This is a genomic window from Streptomyces sp. NPDC091376, from assembly GCF_044757085.1.
Taxonomy (GTDB): Bacteria; Actinomycetota; Actinomycetes; order Streptomycetales; family Streptomycetaceae; genus Streptomyces; species Streptomyces pratisoli.
The window spans coordinates 1-2704 of sequence record NZ_JBIVUF010000064.1; the positions used below are offsets into that span (position 1 = coordinate 1).

Annotated in this window: 1 protein-coding gene and 2 pseudogenes; 1 reads left to right on the forward strand and 2 read right to left on the reverse strand. The window is 67.0% G+C overall.

Annotated elements, in window-relative coordinates:
• A partial coding sequence (locus ACIQMR_RS38300) for a transposase (protein ID WP_401397777.1) occupies window positions 1–459 on the reverse strand: 459 nt, incomplete at its 3' end.
• 39 nt (window positions 460–498) lie between these two features.
• Here ACIQMR_RS38300 and ACIQMR_RS38305 point away from each other — a divergent pair.
• Window positions 499–2306, forward strand: a pseudogene (locus ACIQMR_RS38305) (ISAzo13 family transposase).
• On the opposite strand, the pseudogene ACIQMR_RS38310 reads toward ACIQMR_RS38305, so the two are convergent.
• Window positions 2192–2512, reverse strand: a pseudogene (locus ACIQMR_RS38310) (transposase); the annotation flags it as partial. The pseudogenes ACIQMR_RS38305 and ACIQMR_RS38310 sit on opposite strands and share 115 nt — an antisense overlap.
• Window positions 2513–2704: the final 192 nt, after the last annotated feature.

A 2704-nucleotide genomic window follows, 5' to 3' on the forward strand; every position in this document is an offset into this window, starting at 1 on the left:
GGCCCAGTCATAGACCCGTGGGCCCTTGGCGCCCGGACCGCAGGAGATCCGTTGCCAGACGTCTTCCGGGGCCCCATCGAAGAGCTCATCGATCCACCAGAACCCAGCCAGGCTCTTGACCTGCTGCGATTTCGGGACCGCGACAACGTAGCCGACACCGAGTTCCTCCAGTACGCGGCGGAACTTCCACCCCTGGCCGTAAGCCTCGTCCGCAGTCACCCACGAGGCCGCAAGCCCCGCCGCGAGCAGGCGCGTGACCATCGCTTTCGCCAGATCGCCCTTGGTCGCGAACTTCCGCTCGTCCGGGATCTTCGCCGCCCGGCAGCGTTCCCGGTCCGACGCCCAGGCCTTCGGCAGATACAACTCCCGGTCCACCAGCGCTCGTCCGTGCTTGGTCGCATAGGCGGCGAACACCCCGATCTGGCAGTTGTCGATCTTCCCCGGGGGCCTGTGTTTCAATTACTGTGCGGTGTACGGGTGTTGGCGGGACAATGAGGTGTGACTGCGCGTACGGCCGCTCGGGCTTCGGCTGTGGCTTTGAGAGCGAAGTTCGATCAGTTCCTTCCCCATCTCGATGAGCGGCGCCGGCGGATCTACCTGGCCAGTGAGGCCGCCGCGCTGGGCCACGGCGGGATCACGCTGGTGGCGGCAGCCTCTGGCGCCAGTGCGAGCACGATCAGACGTGGGATCGCCGAGCTGTCCGGACGCCCGTTGCCGACCGGGCGGATCAGGGCTCCAGGAGCTGGCCGTAAGCCGGTGACGGTCACCGACCCCGGGCTGCTGCCCGCGCTTGAAACGCTGATCGAGCCGACAACCCGGGGTGATCCGGTCTCGCCGTTGCGCTGGACCACGCTCTCGTTGCGGTCCCTGGCCTCGGCGCTGACCTCTCAGGGGCACCCCGTCAGCGCGGCGACCGTCGGACGCCTGCTGCATGCTGCGGGATACAGCCTGCAGGGCACCGCCAAAACCACGGAAGGCGCCAGCCATCCGGACCGGGATGCCCAGTTCACGCACATCAACGCCACCGCCACCGCATTCCTCGCAGACAACCAGCCGGTGATCAGCGTCGACACCAAGGCCAAGGAGTGGCTCGGCAACCGCGACCGACCCGGCCGCACTTGGCGTCCGGGCAAGAACCCCATTCGTGTCGACTGCCACACGTTCATCACCAGCGACCAGCCCGTTGTCATCCCCTACGGGGTCTACGACATCGCCCGCAACGCCGGATGGGTCAACGTCGGCACCGACCACGACACGGCCGAGTTCGCCGTGCAGTCCATCCGCCGCTGGTGGCAGTAGCGCGGACGGGGCGACCACCCGGACGCCGGCCGGCTGCTGATCACCGCCGACTGCGGCGGCTCCAACGACCCCCGCCGCTGGACATGGAAGAAGCACCTCGCCGCCTTCGCCCTGGAAAGCGGACTCGAGATTACCGTCTGCCACTTCCCACCCGGAACATCGAAGTGGAACAAGATCGAACACCGAATGTTCTGCCACATCACCGCGAACTGGCGGGGCAGACCCCTGACCAGCTACGAGACCGTCATCGAGACGATCGCCGCCACGACCACTCGCACCGGGCTCAAGCTCGGAGCCGAACTCGACACCGCCCGATATGGCCTGGGCAGTACCGTCACGGCCGCCGAGTTCCGTGCCCTGCCGATCACACCCCATGCCTTCCACGGCGACTGGAACTACACCCTGGCACCGGTCGCACCCCGGTTGCCCAAGCAGGCGCCGAGCCGCCGGCGGATCGATCCGGCCCTGACCGCGATACTCAGCGCCCCGGCCCTGACCGGCATGTCACGATCCGACTTCGACCACCTGGTCGCCATCTCGGAACCGTACTGGGATGCCCTGGCCGAGGCGGCATTCCAACGACGCTTCCACCGCCCACGCAGCTACCTCCACCCGCAGACCAGCAGCCTCGACCACTACCACCGTCTGCTGACCGCCCTGTTACGCCGCCGCAGAGCTGCCACCAGCACACTCCTGGCCCAGCTCCTGAACGTCACCCGCACCAACCTGTCCAACCAGTTCCAAGACGGCCACCGCCTCCTGGACCTGCACCGCGTCGCGGTCACTCCACTACCCGGAACCCCGGCCCGCACCCTCGCCCAACTGCAGGCCCACCTACCATCACGCGACGACACCTGCACAGATCAACACTGACAGTTATTCAGACACAGGCCCCCGAGGCGCCTGTGTACTGCCGGCCTACGCCCGCGGAGGTGGTGCCCTTCTTGATGAAGCCGGTGTCGTCGATGATCAGCACACCGTTCGGGCCGAGTCGTTCTCCGACGTAGTCACGGACGTCATCCCGCAATGCGTCCGCGTCCCAACGGGCACCCCCGAGCAGGTGCTGCATGCCGGCAGGGTCCCGGTGACCTGCCCATTCAGCCAGGCCCCAGCCGTTCTTCCGCCCCACCGGAGCCAGCAAGCCCCGCACGTAGTCCCGCATCCGCCACCGCAGATCCACCCGGCCAAACCGGCCCCCAGCACGCGCCAGCAGAGCATCAAACTCCGACGCCTAAACCTCTGCCTCTACCGTCCCCACCATGCCCTGACAACGACAACAACCAGCTCAGGACACGAAATCTCGCTGGAGTACTAAGGCCGTGTCCTATGTGGTGAGGCGGACGAGTCGCTTGTAGCAGCACAGAGCGGCGGCGAGGCCGAGAAAGGCCAGGTAGTTGCGGGGATG